We start from the raw sequence: 16,942 nt of genomic DNA, 5'->3' as shown, positions 1-16,942 counted from the left end.
TGCACTAACAAGAATAGGTCTTCATGGCCTTTTTGGTCTAGTCGCTAAGGTGTTGCACTTGAATTGTAAACTGGGGAGAACAAATCAGTTGGCAAACAGATCCGCAGTATAAAGACACAGTCGCTACGCTGAAAGCCATCGCTAGCCGTGAGCAGTGGCACGTTTAATCGGTCAACCGGCCTTGGGGTGAATGGCCATTGCTAAAATAAGTCACTGATAGCAACTTAACTCAGAGCCTTGTGTTTCACGTGGAACAAAGCGACCATATTGGTGAGAGGATAAAACATTTAAAGAAGCATCTATCACTGAAGACTGAAAAGACATCGCCATTCGAGAGGGAGTGGCGGTGTCCTTTTAGCTTTTGGCAAAAGTAGAGGCTGCCTTTGGGGGAAGGCAGCCTCCAAAAAAGGAGCATGAGGAGAACGGGAGAACTACTGTCGGGACGATTCCTCCCGACGAATACATTGTACGCCGACGGGTTAAGGGGTGGGGCATTAGAACACTTGCAAGATTGCATCAATTTAGCTGCGAGAAATCAGACAAGGACTGAAGCGAATCTATAATCCGGGGCAGTCGGACTGGTAATAGCGGGGAAAAGCACAGAAAAGTCTTTCGCGCCTTTAAATGCGGGATAAAGCGGGATAGAAAGCGTTTACAATAACAAGGCCAAGAGCTAAAATAAGTTGACTTAGCGGTGAATCGAAGAAGGAGAGCGGTTAAAATGACGGGATCGGGTGAATTACCGGCGGCCGCGACGGCGTGGCTGCAGTACTGCCGAGCACATAATATCAGCTTGTTTGATGCACTGACCCAAGGGCACGCAATGCCGCGGGTGGCGGCACTTGACGAGGAGACCGAGTCCCAAGTCGCGCTGTACTTCTTTGAGCCAGCGCACGACGAGGACTTTGCCCGGGCGTGGCTAGCCGGTGTTGATCAGGCCAATCAAATAGTTGGCGAATAATTGAACAAACAATCTGAGGCCAGATTATTCTGGTCTTTTTTGCTGTCAGAAAAGGATATGGCTGGGTACGAAACAGGTTAGATGCGGTCAAATAAAATATGTTAACCTGCGAGTATTCAGTGTATTTGTGGTACGTTTCACGAGGCGTGCCACGGAAATCGGAGGCTCATAATGGAACGGCAATGGACGGAACCCGAACAGATGCTGCTGCGCATGGCGGCAAAATATACCGACGCGGAACTGGCGCCTTACGACTTGGAAATGGCCCACACGAACCGCTACCCTGACGGTTTGGTTGATAAACTGATCCACACCGGTTTTTTGACTGTCATGCTGCCGGCTGAGTACGGCGGGGCGGGTTTTGGTCCCGAGGTGACCGCGGCGATGATCGAGCGAATCGCCAAGGGCAGCGCCAGTGTGGCAGCGACGTTGGAAGGCCACTATAAAAGCGTGGATGCGATCCTGAAGTACGGCACCGACGCGCTCAAAAAGGCGCTGCTGCCACAAGCGGCCCACCGTATCTTTGCGTTTGGCATGACCGAGTCAACTGGTGGCTCTAACCCCATGGGGATCCAATCGACCGCCAAACGCGTGGCCGGCGGCTGGCTGCTGAACGGCAATAAGGTGATGATCACCAACGGGACGCTGGCCGAAGTCTACTGTGTGCTGGTCAAAACCGGTGACGAAGAATTGTCTGTATTTGTGGTCGATCAGGACATGCCAGGGTTTTCGTTTGGCAAGCGCGAGGACTTCATCGGCCTGCGCGGCACGCCGATTGGTGAGATTTTTCTCAGCGATGTGCGGGTAGATGACGACCATTTGCTCGGTCAGGTCGGGCAAGGCGGCGCGATCGGTGACCACGCCCACGATGACGCGCGCATTCTGATGGGCGCGGTGCTCTCCGGCATCATGCAGCATGCGCTGAGCCTGGCCGCCAAGTACGCTAACGAGCGCACGGCGCTGGGTACGCCGATTGGGCAGATGCAGGCGATTCAGCGCAAGCTCGCCGACATCAAGATCAATCAGGAAACCACGCAGCTGCTGTGGGAGCGCGCTGCCTTTGCCAAGGCGCAAGGCCAGCCGTATTCGGAACTGGCCGCAATGGCCAAGGCTCACGGCTCGCGCGCGGCGGTGGCGGCCTGCGACGATGCGCTTCAGGTGTACGCCGGCTACGGCTACTCCAACGACTATCCGCTGGCGCACCTGATGCTTGACGCGCGGGCGCTTGAAATCGCCGAAGGCACCGTCGAGAAAATGCGCACGGCCATTGCGGTGGCTGAGCTGAAAAAGGAGGAAGGCTGACATGAAAATCGTCGTTTGCATTAAGCAAGTGCCCGGCTCAAACCGGGTGTCGTTTGACCCGGTCACGCACAACCTCGTACGTGAAGGCATGGCCGGCCGCATGAACCCCTTTGACGAAAATGCCATTGAAGCTGCCGTGCGCCTGCGCGAACAAGTGGGCGGCGAGGTGGTCCTCCTGTCGATGGGTCCGGATGCGACCAAGGAGACGCTGCACGATGGCATGGCGATGGGCGCAGACGCAGCTTACCTGTTGTCGTCGCGTGCCTTTGCCGGGTCTGACACACTTGCGACGGGCTACGTTTTGGCCCAGGCCATTCGCAAAATCGGCGACGTCGACTTAATTTTGTTCGGCCGCCAAGCCGTCGATGCGGATACCGGTCAAGTTGGCCCAATCGTCGCGACTGAACTCGACCTGCCGCAGGCGACCTTCGCCGCGAAAATTAAGCCGCTGGACGATCAGCACGTGGTCGTTAACCGCGACCTGGGGGCCGTCACGCAGACGGTGCAGCTGACGTTGCCGGCTGTCATCACGGTGCGCGCCGAGGCCAACCAGCCGCGCTACGAAAGCCCGGTCGCGATTCAGCAAAGCCTGACCAAACCACTGACGACTTGGACCGATCAGGACCTGACGCTGGATACTCACCGCATCGGTCAGGCGGGCTCGCCGACGATTGTGCGGAAGGTCTACGCGCCAGACAAGGCGACGCGCGCTGCCAAGCCGCTGCCGCAAGAGCCAAAAGCGGCGGCTAAGGCGCTGCTCGATATTTTGCAAGCACAGGGCTTGCTGTAAGGAGGCCGGAACATGATCACAAAAGATGCTTTATGGATCGTTGCCGAGTTTGAGGGAAAACGTATTGCGCCGGTCACCTTGCAGCTGCTGACCAAGGCGCGCGCCATTGCCAACGGCCGTACGGTGGCGGCCGTGCTGCTGGAAACGCCAGTGCAAGCTGGTGAGGAGACGCTGGCAGAGTATGGTCCGGACGAAATTATTGTGGCCCAAGATGAGGCATTTCAGAACGCCTCTGACCGTACCCAGGCCGAGCAGCTGACGACGCTGATCAAGGCCCACCAGCCGAACACCGTACTGTTTGGCGCCACGCCCGAGGGCCGCTCGCTGGCCCCGCGCGTCCAAGACCAGCTCGAAACGGGCCTAACTGCCGACTGCCTCGACTTTTACTATGAACAAGACTTGCTGGTGGCGGTCAAGCCGTCGTATGGGGATAATGTGATGTGTGAGATCGTCTGCCCGGACCGCCGGCCGCAGATGGCGTCGGTGCGGCCGAACACCTTTGCGGCGAAAAAGGCGACCGGGGCTGCGCGGATCGAGCGCCTTGACACCACGGCGGCGGCCGACGCTGCCTGCACGGTGCAGCACACTGCAGTCAAAATCGCCGCGACCACCAGCCTGAGCGGCGCACGCAAAATCATTGCCCTCGGCCGCGGGGCCAACAAGGACGCTGTGATCAGCGGGGTTCGCAAGGTGGCGGAAAAGCTGGGCGCCAGCGTTGGCGTCAGCCGGCCGCTGACCGACCGGCCCGACTTCACCGCCGAGCAGCAAATCGGCCAAAGCGGCGTGACGGTCTCACCGGACCTGATCCTCAATTTGGGGATTTCAGGCGCCGTACAGTATCAGGTGGGAATGAGTTCAAGTAAGTTGGTCATCTCCGCCAACCGCGATCCCAAGGCGCCGATCATGGCGCAGTCCGATTACGTCTGGGCCGGGGACGCTGCCGCCCTAGTCGCGGCACTTCAAGAACTGCTGTAATGGTGCCCGCACTGCCCGTGACTTTTTTCAGGATAGATCCCGATGCGTGACCGGATAGGTGTCTGCCACTTCTTAGTGATAAAATGTAAGTGAAATATGAAGGAGGTCGCATGATGAATGAAACTTTTCTCGCGGTCCTGAAGCATGAGGGCCCAGTGACCATTGTCTCGCCTTACGCGCAGCCGGCCGCGGTTGTGAACACGTGGATGTCGTATGTCTCAGTTGAGGGCAACGAGCTGCACATTCCAGCTGCTGGCATGCACAGTGTCGAAGCCGCCGCCAAAACTGACGACCGCGTGACCGTGACCTTTGGCAGCAAGGAAGTCGAAGGCACGGTTGGCCCCGGTGCGGGGTTTCACGTACATGGGCACGCCCGCTTTGAAAGCAGCGGCCCGGCCTTTGACGAGAAGAAGAAGCAGTTCCCGTGGCTGACGCGGCTGCTCGTCGTCACCATCGATGACATCCAGCAGAAGATTTAGGAGGCACGCGTATGGCAGAAATTACGCTCAGTGATTCATTTGTTGCTCTGATGACCCAAAAGGGGCTTGCAGACCGCGACATCGCACTGATCACCGATGATGGCGGCGGCAAGTACTCACTGCAAGGCGGCGCCTGCAGTATCGGCACCAAGTTCACGCTGATCGTGCTCGATGCGCCGGATCCGGACTACGCGGTGCGCCTGGAAAATGCCGCGGGCCTGCGCCTGTGGACCTCGGATTACGACATGATCTTCTTCAATCCGGGCCTAGCTATCGATTACCACGATGGCAGCATCTCGATCAAAGACAACGCCCACGCACTGGACAACCAGATGCGCATCGCGCAAGGCAGCGATGTTTTGGCGGCGTTTAAACAAGGCACGACGGTGGCAGGCAAGACCTGCTAATAAAATTGAACGTCATCCTTCGATCATTGAAGGTTGGCGTTTTTTTTGCCCGAGATCGCCCAGGAGGCCGTGTTAAAAGAAAGAAGCATAGATATTTCCCTGGAAATATGGGCGGGGCAGGATTCCTGACCGCCGGTTTGTGCCTCTCCTACGCTGAGCCGGCACACTGCGGTTCTCACCAGGTGACGTGCTTGTTAGGATTGGTTAAAAATCGTCTCGGGAAAGACCAGTCACCAGACAAAATGGGGTGTGGCATGATATAACCAACGGTACGAGGAGGTGGACCCATGACCAGAAAAAGCGTTTCGCGGCTCTTGTTTGGCTTGATGATCGTGACCACCTTATTCAGCGTTTTCACGCCGCTGGAGTCGGTTCGCGGCAAGTCGATGGCGCCGGCACTGAAGCCCGGTCAGTGGCTGGTGGTCGCAAATTACCGACTGCTGAAACACGTCGGGTTAAAGCCGAAGCGAGGTGATATTGTCACCTTTAGCAACAATGGCAAGGTCCCTTATTTATCGCCGCGAAGACAGCTGGTCAAGCGGGTGGTCGGCATGCCCGGCGACCTGATTGGTATCAACCAAACGACCGTCTATCGTAACTCTCGCGCCCTGAAGGAGCCGTACGTCAAGCACCCGATGAATAACGCCAAGTATCAGTACGACGGCCGGCCGGATGGCGGACAGCCGTTTGTCGACCCCAGCTATCAGCGTTCCTCGTACCTGCGCGGCGGGGAGTATTTTGTTATGGGAGATAATCGGCCGAACTCAGCGGATTCGCGCTGGTTTGGCCCGATCTCGAAGACGCAGATCACCGGCGTTGTGGTGGCCAGGCTGCCGATCAGGCGCATCGGGCCGGCACAAAATGTGCTGTGGATTCTGCTGCATTTTCTGCCGATGTTCCTGGTCGTCGCGTGGTTTTTGGCCGCTTGCTGGCCGGATCTGCGAACGATGTTGTCGCGGCCGCGCGGTTAGCTAACAAAATTGTTATGGGCATAATCGTTTTTTTTCTGGCGAGAGGGGTGTATCCTACGCTTATACGGCGCGTGCTCGCGCAGGAGGAGTAAGGTATGGGAACGATTCTGACAGTCGATCATCTCGACAAGTCGTTTGGCAAAAAACAGGTGTTGCACGGGGTGGACTTTTTCGTTGAAGAAGGCCACATCGTCGCGCTGGTCGGCCCAAACGGCGCAGGTAAGAGTACCATTATGAAAGCCATTTTGGGGCTGATCCCAGTCAACGGCGGCGGGGTCGACATCAAGGGGCAGCCGGTGTCCATTACCTCGCACCAGGCGCTGCGCAATGTCGGCGCCTTGATCGAGTATCCAGGCATTTACCCGTTCATGACCGGCCGCCAGCAGCTGGCCCTGTTTGCCAACCAGCACGGCAAGGCGAAAAACGTGGAAACCATCATCGCCGCGATGGGGATGGGCAAGTACATTGACCTGCCGGCTAAAAGCTACAGCTTGGGCATGAAGCAAAAGCTCGGCATCGCCCAGGCGCTGGTCAACGACCCTAAGCTCGTCATTCTCGATGAGCCAATGAACGGGCTGGACCCGCAGGCAGTCAAGGATCTGCGCGACTTGTTGCGCAACCTGGCAGCCCGCGGCACCAGCATTCTGATCTCCAGCCACATTTTGTCCGAGCTGGAAAAACTCGCCGATGATGTGCTGATCCTCAATCACGGCCAAATCATTAAGCATTCAACCATGGCAGCCCTCGAGCAGCAAGGCGGCGTCGGGTACACCATCGCGGTCAGCAACATCGACCAGGCCAAGGCGGCCATGGCGATGGCGAACCACCCGTTTGAAACGGTTGGCAATGCCATTATCCTGACCCATGCGGCGGCTGGCGACCTCAACCATGCGCTGTACGCGCTGGTCCAAGGCGGTGTCGCGATCGTCTCGATCACCCAGCAGTCAGACGACCTTGAAGGCGCCTTTTTGGACATGGTGAACGCAGACGGCGGGGAGGCGTAGACATGGGGACATTAGTTAAGCAAGAAGTGTACAAGCAGTTTCACAAGCGCGGCTGGCTGATCGCCACGCTCATCATGGTGCTGGGCCAAGTTGGCTTTGGCATTTGGGGCAAAATGCAGCCCAAGTGGTTCCCGGCTGATGCGCTGATTTCTGAAGATTACATCATGGGGGAGATCGTGATTTTCATCGCGGTCGCGTCCACCGCCTCGATCGTTTCGATGGAGTACCAGTACGGCACGATGAAGCAGCTGCTGTACCGCCAGTACTACCGCAGCCAGGTTTTCGTCTCAAAAATTATCACGGTGCTTTTGCAGCTGGCATTTTTACAGGTGGTGGCGTGCGCGACCACGTTCATCCTGACCCTGATTTTGCATCCCAGCTACGACTGGCTGGCTGAGGTCGGCAGCACGACTACCCTGCAGACCTACTTCAAGCGCATCGGTGGTGATTTACTGGTTGACCTGTTGCTGCTGTCGGTCGTGCTGATGCTGTCCACACTGTTTAAAAGCAACGCCGCGGCGATTGCGACCGGCCTGGTTGGGTATTTTCTTATTACCCTGGCCGCGACGCTTCTGCTGGTGGCGATTGGTTACTGGCACTGGCTGAAGTGGAACCCATTCACGTTCTTGCTAGTTGGGGCGCAGATTCTTAATCCCAACATGGCCCACTCGACCTTTATGAGCACGGAAACAATGATTGCCGGCACCCTGGTTTACACTGTTGTCTTTGGGTTTATCGCCTATCTGAGCTTCCGCAAGCGCAGCATCTAGGCGGGAAAAGGAGAATCTTATGGCTGAAATGATTGTTACCACCACTGAACGCATTCCTAACCACGAGTACGAGATCATCGGTGAGGTCTTCGGCGTCACCACGCAATCGCGTAATATGGTGTCCGACCTAGGCGCCGGGCTCAAGAGCCTGGTTGGCGGCGAGATCAAGGGCTACACCAAGATGCTTCAAACGTCGCGCGAAACCGCTGTTGACCGGCTGCGTGATTCGGCGGCAGAATTGGGCGCCGACGCCGTGGTGATGATGCGCTTTGACTCCGGATCGATCGCCCAGGACATGCAGTCCGTCGTGGCGTACGGCACGGCAGTGAAGTTCACCGACTAACTGGAGATGACCGGTTAAGACGCTCTGGCCCAGCCGCCAGGGCGCCTTTTTCTATGATCGTGAGTGAACCGCTTGCCTGAATGCGCTACAATGGACACATAAGTAAACCGGGAGGGATGCGCATGGCAACAGTTGAATTGAAGCGATACACCGTTGTCAACGAGTACGGCGAATTCCTCGAAGATGATGACCTGCTGCTTCTGCCCGGCTGGACCAAGGACCTCAAGAAGACCTGGATCACGTACAGCGCGGTGGAAGCCCAGCGCGTGGCCAACCAAGCGGAAGGCACCGCCTGTGAGATCAAAATGGTTCCGCTGGCGCAGGAAGCCAACAAGGCGTCCCACCGCGGCGTGCCGATTTCCGTGCAAAAACAGGTCATCACCCTGTGGCAGCAGGGGATGTCCTACCGGAAAATTGCCAGCTTGCTGAAGATCTCCAAGTCCTCGGTTGGCAACATCGTGAATAAAGACTAGGATCACCCGTTAACCGTTGGCCTGTACCGACGGTTTTTTCGTGGGCGCTCGGTTGCGCTTTTAGATTATGAGCGGCCAGGTTTTGGCGCTTGGCGGAAGTTGATGCTAGGATAGAAGCAGCGTTGATTAGGCAAGTCTGTAGGCGAGCGACCGGCATCAACGACTTTCGCGCAGTGATTAGCGCGATTCGGAGGGAAAACATGGATGAATTATTTGCCCATGCGCCGGTGCCTAAAGCTTATATGCACCTCGCGCTGCCGGTCGTATTAGGAATGGTCGCCAGCATGGTTTACAACCTGGTCGATACTTTTTTTGTTGCCCAAACCGGGAATGCAGACTTGGTTGCCGGGGTGACGCTGGGGGCGCCGCTGTTTTCGTTTATGCTGGCGGTCGGGGACATTTTCGGCCTTGGCGGCTCGGCGCTGCTGTCGCGACTGCTGGGCAACGGCAAGCGCGACCAGGTGTGGGCGCTGTCGAGCTTTTGCCTGTACGCGGCGGTGGCCTTGTCGCTGGTGATCACCGTGCTCTTGCTCGTCTTTAAGCAGCCGATTTTGACCATGCTTGGCGCCACTTCGGCCACTCGCGCCTATGCCGGTGGGTTTTACACGATGCTTGCGCTCGGCGCGGTATTCATCATCGTCTCACTGGTGCCGGGGAACATTATTCGCACCGAAGGCCTGGCCAAGCAGTCGATGATCGCGACGCTGGCGGGCACGGCGCTGACCATTGTGCTAGACCCGATTTTCCTGTTCGGGCTGCACTGGGGCGCTAGCGGCGTCGGGCTCGCTAACGTCCTGGGGTACGCGCTGAACACGGGGCTCTTGCTGTGGTTCACGCAAACCAAGGCGCAGTACCTCAGCATCGCGCCGGGGGTGGCGAAGGCCAGCCGGGCGGCGGTGGCGGCGATTCTCGCCATCGGCATTCCGGCCAGCTTGACCAATTTCATGCAGAGCCTGGGCACGATGCTGCTGAACCAGCGCCTGGCCGCGTACGGGGCAAGCGCCGTGGCAGCGATGGGCATTGCACAAAAAGTGTACATGATCGTCATGCTGATTATGGTGGGCTTTGCCTTTGGGGCCCAGCCGCTGATCGGCTACAACTTCGGGGCCAAGGCGCACCAGCGGCTGGCGGCGATTCTGCGGTTCGATTTTATCGTGGAGATTGGCTACGCACTGGTCGCGGCGACGGTACTGATGCTGCTGGCCAGGCCGCTGGTGGCGCTGTTCATGAACCGGCCGGCGATCGTCGCCATGGGCAGCTTGATGATGCGGGCCCTGCTCATCACCACGCCGTTTGTTGGCGCGATCCTGGTGTTCACCACGGTGTTTCAGTCCGTGGGCCAGGGGCTGAGTGCGCTCATCATGGCGATCTCACGGCAAGGGGTCGTGTTTGCCGTGGCGCTGTGGCTCTTGCCCCAGTGGCTGGGCTTTGACGGCATTGTCTGGGCGCAGGCTGCCGCCGATGTGATCACCTGCGCGATCGGGTACGGGCTGTACCGGCGCAGTAGGCAAATGATGTGATGACCACGTGGGAAGAAGGCGTCTCGATGTTATTCGGGGCGCTTTTTTGCTGCCGGCTCGGCTCGATGTGTCAGGTTTTTTCGGTTCAATGTTAGGTTATCTCACATAATCCGTCGACACTCGTTCGGGTTTTCTGTAACCTATAGCTATCAAGTACAGAAAGAGGCGATTTGGTGTGAGACGTCATTGGGGAATCATCGGACTGGTTGTGGCCCTGGGCCTTGGCATTTTTTCCGGGCAGGTGGCCAAGCCCGAACCGGTGCAAGCGGCCGAGAAGACGTATACGATCGCCATGGATACGACGTTCCCACCCTTCGAATTCGCCGATAAGAACAACAAGCGCGTCGGCATCGACATTGACCTGATCAAGGCCATCGCTAAGGCTGAGGGTTTCAAGGTGCAGCTCAAGGCGACCTCATTCAACGGCGCGGTGCAGGAACTCCAGGCCAACCAGGTCGACGGGGTCATGGCGGGGATGAGTATCACTCCCGAGCGCAAAAAGGTCTTTGCCTTCTCTGATCCTTACTACCAATCTGGGGTTGTGATGGCGGTGCGGAAAAATGGCAACATAACCAAGCTGTCCCAGTTGCGCGGCAAGCGCGTTGCAGTCAAAACCGGGACTGCCTCGGCCGACTACGCGAATAGCATCAAGAAGAAGTACGGCTTTAAGACCGTCACGTTTGATGATTCAAACAATGTGTACCAGGACGTGATTTCAGGCAACTCAGCGGCGTGTTTCGAGGATAAGCCGGTCATGCAGTACGCGATTGCAACTGGCCTGGGCCTGAAGCTGGGCGACATGAAAATGGCGATGGCCAATGATTACGGTATCGCGGTCAGCAAGGCCGAGCCAGCGCTGGTCAAGAAGATCAATGCTGGTCTGAAAAAGGTCCGCAAGTCCGGCGAGTATAACAAGATTGTCGAAAAATACCTCGGTAATGGGTCCCAAGCGGACACCGACAAAAAGGCTAAGGCCACGAACGATACCAGTAGCACCTTCTTCGGCCTACTGAAGTCTAACCGCGACGCTTTGATGGCCGGGCTCGGCGAAACCGTGCAGCTGACCATTGTCGGGATTCTGTTCGCGACGCTGGTCGGCATCCTCGTCGGGTTGCTGGGCGTGGTGCCGAATAAGATTGCGCAAGGCATCGCGACCACGTTCATTTACATTTTCCGCGGCCTGCCGCTGATGGTGCTGGCGCTGTTCATTTACACCGGCGTACCGATGGTCATCGGCGCCAAGATTCCAGCCTTTGTTGCCGGCATCATCACCCTGACGCTGAACGAAGGGGCGTACACTGCCGCCTTCGTGAAAGGCGGGATCGGCGCGGTCGACGTCGGCCAAATGGAGGCCGCGCGCAGCCTGGGTCTGCCATGGCGCAAGGCGATGCGGCGGGTCATTTTACCGCAAGGGTTGAAGATCATGGTGCCAAGCTTCATCAATCAGTTCATCATCACCCTGAAGGACACCTCGATTCTGTCAATCCTGGGCCTAATGGAGCTGACCCAAACCGGGAAAATCATTATCGCCCGGAACATGGAAGGCTTTAAGATCTGGACGATGGTGGCTCTGATTTACCTGATCATCATCACCCTTTTGACCTGGCTGTCTAATTGGGTGCAAAGGAGGATCCAAGCATGACCACACGGATCGAAATGAAAAATGTTGTCAAAAAGTATGGCACTAACACCGTAGTGCGCGGCGTGGACCTCAAAGTTGAGGACGGCGAGGTCGTCGCGATGATCGGTCCGTCTGGTGCCGGCAAGTCAACGGTGCTGCGCATGATGAACGGCCTGGAAACCACGACCTCTGGCGAGATCCTGATCGACGGGATCGATATCGCCAAGCCGCACGTGGATATCGATAAGGTCCGCGCCAAGATCGGGATGGTGTTCCAGCATTTTAACCTGTTCCCGAACATGTCCGTGTTAGGAAACGTGACGCTGGCCCCCACTGAGCTGGGCATGATGACCAAGGACGAGGCGGAAAAGGAAGGCCGGCGCATGCTCGACAGCGTCGGCCTGGCCGATAAGGTCGACGCCATGCCGAGCACCTTGTCAGGCGGCCAAAAGCAGCGAGTCGCGATTGCGCGCGCGCTGACGATGCACCCGGACATGATGCTGTTTGACGAGCCGACCTCTGCGCTTGACCCCGAAATGGTCGGCGATGTGCTGGGCGTCATGCGCAAGCTCGCCAGGCAGGGGATGACCATGGTTGTCGTGACCCACGAAATGGGGTTCGCCAAGGAAGTGGCCGACCGGGTCGTCTTCTTTGAAGGCGGCGAGATCCAGGAATCAGGTACGCCGGAGCAGGTCTTCGAGCACCCCAAGAACGAGCGGCTTCAGAGCTTTCTGCAGAAGGTGCTGGAAGCTTAACCGAATAATGACTTCCCTAGGGCCGGACGGCTTACCCGCATTGCGGCAGCCTTCCGGCCCTATTTGATGTCCTGACACTTACTTGCCCACTTAATATTATCTACGTACCAATAGTAATAATAAAAAGTAAGTTTCTCTGGCGAAATGGGCAATCCCGGAGTGCGAGGGGTTGAGGAAACGGCGATATTCGTTTTCTAATCCAATTCAGATGTCTTCTAGCAGAGTCCTTTAAAGGCTGGTAATAGGCAGTTTATGGGGTATACAGGCTGCGGCAATATGGCCAATTTAAAATGCCTCCAGTAATTTTTCCAATTTTTTTTGAAATGAGACACTCGTTATTTATTTGTAGGAACCAATTTTAAAGCCGGCCAAAAGGCCAACGATTTCAGTGTTGTTTTCACCAGAACGGGGGAGGTATTCGTTCTATTACTATTAAGTCGGTCCGGGAAGCATTTGTAACTACTATTTATTCGTGATACATTATAGCCATTGCAGCCAGCGAGTAGACTATTTAGGTGTCGCCCAGCGTTTCAGGCGCATTCTAGGAGTCTCTCTCAAGCTGCGCTCGGGGGAGCTTTTTTGAAAGCCGTTCGCACCATTCGTCTTTTCGCCAGTCTTGGTGGTGCGACTTATATGGATCCGCACTTCTTGGGTGTGTCATTGCCTGCCGTGAATGCCGGTTTCGTATAATCTCAACAATTTAGACCCCCCACGCATAATTGCTGGAGGGTTTTCTTATACCGTTCCCCATGTTTGCGGCAGTGTACATCGGTCGTATAGGTTGGCATGAGTTGTTTCAAGCTGGTTAGCGAGAAAGGAGGCGCCAAAGATGATGAAGTGGATTAAACAAGTAATCAAGCACACACATTCCCGGCGCTTCACCCGCGTGGCCGGTGCGCTTTTGGTGGCCCTCGTGGCCGTGCAACTGGTCCCGACGCCAGCGAAGTCGGTGACTGCTGATGATAGCGGGACGCCACCTGCTACTGATACAACTGCGGTTGCTAATAAAGTGACTGCAACTAATCCAACGGGGTCTGGCTACTTCGACGACAAAATCAATGCCGGGACCCAGAATGATGTCCTTTATGAGGCACAGCGGTTTGCACTGTTTGGCGAGACAGTTGATGTCGGTAGCGTGAATCTCGATGGTAACGTCGCCGCTGAAAATCCTTCTGGGAGCACTAATCTAGGTACCCAAACTATTAAGCCCCCTCTTCCAAAAGATGGCGACAAATCAGTTGATCTGTTTTATTTTGATAAGTTGTTGTCACCGGACTTAGCGACCAAATTTACATCAACCAACTTGGATAGTGAAAGAATCATAACGGGTGAGGATCCTACCGCTTTTAACTTTCCCAATAATGACAAGACAACGGTTAAGCCAGATCCCAACTATATCCATATTGGGAAGACGTTGGATGAGCTGAAAGGGCTTTCTGAATTTTACGCCAGCCGTAGTTACCAATTTAACGAGTTAAGTGTCGCACAGATGGTTTCTCGCGGGCTGATCGGCCCTCAAGACTCGGATGATAAGACTCCTGAGGATACAGGAGTCCGCGCCTTTGATATGAGCGACATGAACTTGACCAGTGTTAACCAATCTGATCAAAAGTATGAGAAGACTTACTCCTTGCGCATTCAGAAGACTGACAGTGCTGGTAATGCACTGGGCGGCGCTATGTTTGAGCTTCAATTTCCGACCTTTCCCGAAAACAAGAGTGAGGTTCGGTACGACAGCAATGGCTATGCGATTCCTACGGGCTGGACCAACATCTTTGATGTTCTTAATGGGAAGGGTTCTTTACCCAAGCTCTATGGATGGGATGCGAATACGACCTCAGATGATTTATCTCGTCTAAACGCGGACAAACCAACCACTGGTGAAGAGCGCACGGCTGACCAACTAAAGGATGGGGAGGCCGAACAGCCCGGGAATCCACAATATGACGCGTCAGGGCAGCTCGTGACGACAAAAGATGACGATCAGGTCCACCTCTATGATCGAAACCATAATCTGATTTCGACAGAGGCTGAGTACCTCAAGGCTATGACTACTCTACAAGCATCCAGCGATACGCCGGCGGCAGAGGCCAATAGCATCGAGACCGGGACAATCAATGTGTCTTTGAACTATCCTGGACGTTACCGCTTCTATGAGATACAGGCACCGACTGACTATTCAATAGATCCCCAGACCACCACTGAAGTTGATAGCGTGGCGACAAATGTATCACCAGAAGCGAAGATGCTGACAATCCCTTGGACGGCGCTGTATACCAACCCATATGGTGGTAATCAATCCGTCAGTGGGCTGTACTTACTTAATGTTAGCTTTGACAATGATGCGACACCTATTATCATCAACGTTGATTTTAAGGGTGCCAAGGATTCAATCAAAGCAGACGTAAATGCACCAAATGTCTATTTGCTCCCCACCAATGCATCAGGTGATAATGATACGAAGGTTGATCTGAGCCAGGAAATTAAGTTTGACAGTGAAAATGGCAAGTTCATTCAAGATCACTCTAACAAGATTTTATGGAACTTCTTTGACAGCAGTAAGACAGATGGAACTAATGCCCGTTCAATTAATGTTGCTAACGATAATTTACCTGGGACAATTCTCGCGCCGACTTCTACCATCTCTGTAAACGGTGGACATATCTATGGTTCCATAATTGCTAATACGATTAACGTAGGTACCGGTACAATTCACCGCTGGGACTTCGATTATCAGCTATGGTCAACAAATAACAATAAAACGGTGACTAACCGACAGCAATCTACAATTCACGTTGTCGTTAAGAAAAAATGGAGTGACCTGCCAGATGGCACGCCAGTAGATAAACTGCATACCCCAGTTAAGGTGCAGCTTTATAGGCGCGCAATTCCGGTGCCTGATACTGCGGATGGTGCTTCCGGGACAGTGGAGAAGCTTCCAGACCCGACACCTGTAGGCCCTGAGACGACACTATCGGGTGATTCCAAAGATCCTTGGACCGCGGATTTGGGATATCACGATACGACCGTGGAAAAGCAGCCAGTGGCGTACTTTGTGAAAGAAACATCGGGGCCCGGCGCTGGCTACACTGCGACGTATGACTACGAGTATAAAGATGACCCGGCCTCAACTGATGCAAATAATCCCATCACGCTGCAGCAGGTGACCGTATCTAATGCCCTACATGGGTTCGATATTTCAAAGGTGGCTGCAGGCACAGATAATCTCCTGGCCGGGGCAACGTATCATGTGAGTCATTATCTGGACACCGATAAGAAGTGGGTTGTGGATCAGAAATCGGATGACATCGTGTCTAAAGTTCCGTCTAAAGATGATGCCACTAAGGCAATCGTCCCCATGGAACCCGGGATTTACTTGATTCAAGAAGCTAAGTCCCCGGCAGGATACAAGCAGGACAATACGATCTACGCGTTAAAGCTGACACTAAGCAATGGTGAAACGGTTGAGAATGGGTGGCTGAAACCGACGACCGATTCAACGCCTCACTTTAGCTGGCTAACCACACCAATTACATCAACGAATATGACGGAGGCTGAGGAAGAAGCTAATGAAGCCCAGAAATGGGACCCTATTCCAGATACCCCACCGCAATCTGGATTCTACAATCCAGGCGGTCGTCCAAACCTAGTTCACTTTCAGCAAGAGGATAAGCTTAAGCCGCTCAAGGTCATTAAAGTCGATGCAGATGATACTGACCAGCTTTTGTCCGGAGCCGAATTCCAGATTGGCAAAGTGGATGATTCAGGCAAGCGGACTGGGAATGATCCGGTCACTTATAGGACCGACAGTAATGGTCAAATTGGGACTGTTAAGGGTGACAATGATGTGACCCCCACGACGGTGACGATGAAACCAGATGCAACGTATGCAATTAAAGAGGTCACACCGCCGAAAGATCATGAGCTTAATGGCACGATTGTCTACCTGAAGAATGGAAAGATTGCTGGAGGCGTTGACGCAGCTGGGCAGCCGCTCGCTGCAGATGCCGATGCGTTAAAGGCGTTCGGAGTGACATATTCAGATGATGCCACACAGCTTAAGTTCCCTGACAAACCGGTCGCTACTGGAAAAATTATAATAAGAAAAGTTGACGAGTCGAATCATTTTCTTTCTGGGGCGACCTTTGAACTAAAAGATGGGGCTAAGCCCGCGGCAACGCTCTCTCCGACTGATAAGGATGGGGCAATCAGTACTGCTTACCCAGCTGGGACTAAAGTGACGGTCACTGAGAAAACGGCTCCTGGTGGCTATCAGCAGTTGACTGGAAGCGCAGAGGTTACGTTTGACGCAGATGGCCAACCAGCCGTTAAGCGGACTGGTGATTTCCAGGACAATGTGACCCCTACGATTGATTCGAACTCTCATCTAGTGGTGTTGACTGTCAAAAATACGCCTTATAGTATCCTGCCTCACACCGGTGGCCCGGGTGATCGCGAATATCTGGTGTTCGCACTGTGTATGCTAGGCATTGCCGTACCCCAGTTTACAATTCAAGTGCAACACCCTGACGACTAGACCAAAAAGGCCATGAAGACCTATTCTTGTTAGT

General features: G+C 54.9%; 15 protein-coding genes. All 15 read left to right on the top strand.

The window, feature by feature from the left end:
- Positions 1-721: 721 nt before the first annotated feature.
- The 15 genes from JUF21_RS10620 (at position 722) to JUF21_RS10550 (ending at position 16,908) form a co-directional block, all read left to right on the top strand.
- On the top strand, positions 722-961 hold the full coding sequence (locus JUF21_RS10620; protein ID WP_203624756.1) for a hypothetical protein: 240 nt from the start codon (positions 722-724) through the stop codon (positions 959-961).
- A 171-nt stretch (positions 962-1,132) separates the two neighbouring features.
- On the top strand, positions 1,133-2,263 hold the full coding sequence (locus JUF21_RS10615) for an acyl-CoA dehydrogenase family protein (RefSeq protein WP_203624755.1): 1,131 nt from the start codon (positions 1,133-1,135) through the stop codon (positions 2,261-2,263).
- A 1-nt stretch (position 2,264) separates the two neighbouring features.
- Positions 2,265-3,053 carry an electron transfer flavoprotein subunit beta/FixA family protein gene (locus JUF21_RS10610; RefSeq protein ID WP_203664524.1) on the top strand — a complete coding sequence of 263 codons (789 nt, stop codon included), beginning with the start codon at positions 2,265-2,267 and terminating at the stop codon, positions 3,051-3,053.
- 12 nt (positions 3,054-3,065) lie between these two features.
- Positions 3,066-4,028, top strand: coding sequence for an electron transfer flavoprotein subunit alpha/FixB family protein (locus tag JUF21_RS10605; RefSeq protein WP_203624753.1), 963 nt, complete (start codon positions 3,066-3,068; stop codon positions 4,026-4,028).
- Positions 4,029-4,141: 113 nt separating this feature from the next.
- Positions 4,142-4,507 carry a pyridoxamine 5'-phosphate oxidase family protein gene (locus JUF21_RS10600; RefSeq protein WP_203624752.1) on the top strand — a complete coding sequence of 122 codons (366 nt, stop codon included), beginning with the start codon at positions 4,142-4,144 and terminating at the stop codon, positions 4,505-4,507.
- An 11-nt stretch (positions 4,508-4,518) separates the two neighbouring features.
- Positions 4,519-4,914 carry an iron-sulfur cluster biosynthesis family protein gene (locus tag JUF21_RS10595; RefSeq protein ID WP_203624751.1) on the top strand — a complete coding sequence of 132 codons (396 nt, stop codon included), beginning with the start codon at positions 4,519-4,521 and terminating at the stop codon, positions 4,912-4,914.
- Positions 4,915-5,201: 287 nt separating this feature from the next.
- Positions 5,202-5,885 (top strand): signal peptidase I, encoded by a 684-nt coding sequence (gene lepB, locus JUF21_RS10590; RefSeq protein ID WP_203624750.1) that lies wholly within the window; start codon positions 5,202-5,204, stop codon positions 5,883-5,885.
- A 95-nt stretch (positions 5,886-5,980) separates the two neighbouring features.
- A complete protein-coding gene (locus JUF21_RS10585; RefSeq protein ID WP_203624749.1) occupies positions 5,981-6,889 on the top strand; it encodes an ABC transporter ATP-binding protein in 909 nt (302 codons plus the stop codon).
- 2 nt (positions 6,890-6,891) lie between these two features.
- Positions 6,892-7,659, top strand: coding sequence for an ABC transporter permease (locus JUF21_RS10580; protein ID WP_203624748.1), 768 nt, complete (start codon positions 6,892-6,894; stop codon positions 7,657-7,659).
- Positions 7,660-7,678: 19 nt separating this feature from the next.
- On the top strand, positions 7,679-8,002 hold the full coding sequence (locus tag JUF21_RS10575; RefSeq protein ID WP_203624747.1) for a heavy metal-binding domain-containing protein: 324 nt from the start codon (positions 7,679-7,681) through the stop codon (positions 8,000-8,002).
- Between the two features lie 122 nt (positions 8,003-8,124).
- On the top strand, positions 8,125-8,475 hold the full coding sequence (locus JUF21_RS10570) for a sigma-70 family RNA polymerase sigma factor (protein WP_203624746.1): 351 nt from the start codon (positions 8,125-8,127) through the stop codon (positions 8,473-8,475).
- Positions 8,476-8,675: 200 nt separating this feature from the next.
- A complete protein-coding gene (locus JUF21_RS10565) occupies positions 8,676-9,995 on the top strand; it encodes an MATE family efflux transporter (RefSeq protein WP_203624745.1) in 1,320 nt (439 codons plus the stop codon).
- 175 nt (positions 9,996-10,170) lie between these two features.
- Positions 10,171-11,637 carry an ABC transporter substrate-binding protein/permease gene (locus JUF21_RS10560; RefSeq protein ID WP_203624744.1) on the top strand — a complete coding sequence of 489 codons (1,467 nt, stop codon included), beginning with the start codon at positions 10,171-10,173 and terminating at the stop codon, positions 11,635-11,637.
- Complete coding sequence (locus JUF21_RS10555; RefSeq protein WP_203624743.1) at positions 11,634-12,371, top strand: amino acid ABC transporter ATP-binding protein; 738 nt, start codon at positions 11,634-11,636, stop codon at positions 12,369-12,371. Before JUF21_RS10560 ends, JUF21_RS10555 begins: the two co-directional genes overlap by 4 nt.
- A gap of 829 nt (positions 12,372-13,200) precedes the next feature.
- Positions 13,201-16,908, top strand: coding sequence for a SpaA isopeptide-forming pilin-related protein (locus tag JUF21_RS10550; protein ID WP_203664522.1), 3,708 nt, complete (start codon positions 13,201-13,203; stop codon positions 16,906-16,908).
- The last annotated feature ends 34 nt before the right edge of the window (positions 16,909-16,942 follow it).

This window comes from Lacticaseibacillus sp. 53-4, from assembly GCF_016861805.1.
Lineage (GTDB): Bacteria > Bacillota > Bacilli > Lactobacillales > Lactobacillaceae > Lacticaseibacillus.
Note: the sequence above shows the minus strand (reverse complement) of the source record. Positions and strands in the feature narration are given on the sequence as shown.